At 53.3% G+C, this 2,762-nt stretch carries 1 protein-coding gene and 2 pseudogenes; 2 read left to right on the top strand and 1 reads right to left on the bottom strand.

Translation table 11 applies throughout. The features are described from left to right. A partial coding sequence (locus FTT73_RS15975) for a Tn3 family transposase (RefSeq protein ID WP_373682959.1) occupies window positions 1-1,963 on the top strand: 1,963 nt, incomplete at its 5' end. 33 nt (window positions 1,964-1,996) lie between these two features. Beyond that, a pseudogene (locus FTT73_RS15970) lies at window positions 1,997-2,635 on the top strand (IS982 family transposase); the annotation flags it as partial. A 52-nt stretch (window positions 2,636-2,687) separates the two neighbouring features. Here FTT73_RS15970 and FTT73_RS15965 read toward each other — a convergent pair. Beyond that, window positions 2,688-2,762, bottom strand: a pseudogene (locus FTT73_RS15965) (IS6 family transposase); the annotation flags it as partial.

Raw genomic sequence — 2,762 nt, 5'->3', positions numbered from 1 at the left:
AGTACCAGCGTACGGCCCACAGAATGATGTCACGCTGAAAATGCCGGCCTTTGAATGGGTTCATGTGCAGCTCCATCAGCAAAAGGGGATGATAAGTTTATCACCACCGACTATTTGCAACAGTGCCATCGCGAGTGGGTCAGGGTGGGACGGCTTAAAAACCCTTGTTGCAATGGCAACCAGGCTGACCGCCACCATGGCCGACGATCCGCTCAATCATGTGCTCGACGGTTATCACCGCTTCCGCCGATACGCTCCACGCATGTTGCGCCTGCTCGATCTGCGAGCTGCGCCCGTTGCACTGCCGCTTCTGGAAGCGGTGACGGCCCTTCGTACCGGTTTGAACGATGCCGCGATGACCAGCTTCTTGCGGCCCAGCTCGAAATGGCATCGCCACCTTCGGGCCCAGAGGGCTGGCGACGCTCGCCTATGGGAGATCGCGGTGCTGTTCCATCTGCGCGATGCGTTCCGCTCCGGAGATGTCTGGCTTACTAGGTCCCGGCGCTATGGCGATCTGAAACACGCACTCGTTCCGGCACAATCCATCGCGGAAGGCGGTCGTCTCGCTGTGCCATTGCGGCCGGAGGAATGGCTGGCAGACCGGCAAGCTCGCCTCGACATGCGGTTGCGCGAGCTTGGCCGTGCCGCTCGCGCAGGCACGATCCCGGGCGGGTCGATTGAAAACGGCGTTCTGCATATCGAGAAACTCGAAGCCGCCGCGCCGACAGGCGCCGAAGATCTGGTGCTCGATCTCTACAAGCAGATCCCGCCCACGCGCATCACCGATCTCCTGCTGGAGGTGGATGCGGCGACCGGCTTCACCGAAGCGTTCACCCATCTGCGCACAGGAGCACCCTGCGCTGACCGGATCGGGCTAATGAACGTTATCTTGGCGGAAGGGATCAACCTCGGCTTGCGCAAAATGGCGGATGCGACAAACACCCACACCTTCTGGGAATTGATCCGCATTGGACGGTGGCATGTCGAGGGCGAAGCCTATGACCGGGCGCTGGCCATGGTGGTCGAGGCACAGGCAGCGTTACCCATGGCCCGGTTCTGGGGCATGGGCACGTCGGCTTCGAGCGACGGACAGTTCTTCGTCGCTACAGAGCAAGGTGAGGCCATGAACCTGGTCAACGCGAAATATGGCAATACCCCGGGCCTGAAAGCCTATAGCCACGTCTCCGACCAATATGCGCCGTTCGCAACCCAGGTGATTCCTGCAACGGCAAGCGAAGCGCCTTACATCCTCGATGGCCTGCTGATGAACGATGCTGGACGCCATATCCGCGAGCAGTTCACCGACACGGGCGGCTTCACCGATCACGTCTTTGCCGCATGTGCCATTCTCGGCTACCGGTTCGCTCCGCGCATCCGCGACCTGCCATCCAAACGGCTCTACGCGTTCAATCCGTCGGCCGCCCCGGCGCACCTGCGAGCGTTGATCGGCGGAAAGGTCAACCAAGCCATGATCGAGCGCAATTGGCCCGACATCCTGCGCATCGCCGCCACCATTGCTGCCGGGACCGTCGCGCCAAGCCAGATTCTGCGGAAACTCGCCTCCTATCCGCGGCAGAACGAGCTCGCGACAGCCCTGCGGGAAGTCGGTCGCGTCGAGCGCACCCTGTTCATGATCGACTGGATTCTGGATGCCGAACTCCAACGGCGTGCCCAGATCGGGCTCAACAAAGGCGAAGCTCATCATGCGCTGAAGCGGGCAATCAGCTTCCACCGCCGCGGTGAAATCCGCGACCGTTCCGCCGAAGGCCAGCATTACCGCATCGCCGGCATGAATCTGCTCGCCGCCATCATCATCTTCTGGAACACCATGAAGCTCGGCGAGGTCGTTGCAAACCAGAAACGCGATGGAAAGCTGCTATCGCCCGATCTCTTGGCCCATGTTTCGCCGCTCGGATGGGAACACATCAATCTCACCGGAGAATATCGCTGGCCAAAGCCTTAGCGTAGGATTCCGCCCCCTCCCGCAAACGACCCCATTTACGAATTTATCATTTCTGTGTATTTATTCATAGACTCTTGCTATTCACTTATCGTTACAAAGCCATTAAGAACAAGAGGATTTCCTCCAGCTTTAACCGATATTGAAATAATGACTATACAAATTGTAGGTAAATTTTTAGGATTGGATTCTGATAAAAATATCTGGAAATATTTTAAACACAATTACTTAGACTGGTTTCCAAAATTAGGTTCTTATCCTAATTTTTGTAAACATTGTGCAAACTTATGGCAAGTCAATCAGCAAATTATGACCAAGATTAGAAAAACCTTTATGCACGATAACATTCATTTTATTGATGGTTTTCCTATCCCTGTTTGTCGCTATGCCCGAGCAAAAAGACATAAAAACTTCAAAGAACATGCAGGTTTTAGTTATTGTGCAGCTAAACAAGAAAAATATTATGGTTTTAAAGGACATATTGTGATTAATTTCTCAGGAATGATTACAGATTGTACTTTTGCTCCCGCAAACTGCGATGAACGAGATGTTGCACCTGAAATTACACAGAATATTCATGGTTTGCTTTGTGCTGATAAAGGATATTTAAGACCTGAACTAAAAAAATACTATGATTTACAGTGTGTTGATTTACAAACACCATTTAGAAAAAATGGCACTGTTGCAAATAGAGATTTGAGTCGATGATGTTCCCTTTAAAAAGTACTTAGAGACCGAAAACCCTGTTGATTAGACACACTTCACCCTGAGGCTGACCATAATAAAATGACGATGCTTGTCC

It is taken from the genome of Acinetobacter sp. YH01006, assembly GCF_013420445.1.
Taxonomy (GTDB): Bacteria; Pseudomonadota; Gammaproteobacteria; order Pseudomonadales; family Moraxellaceae; genus Acinetobacter; species Acinetobacter pseudolwoffii.
The sequence above is the reverse complement of the archived record's forward strand: the minus strand, read 5'-3'. Positions and strand labels throughout refer to the sequence as shown.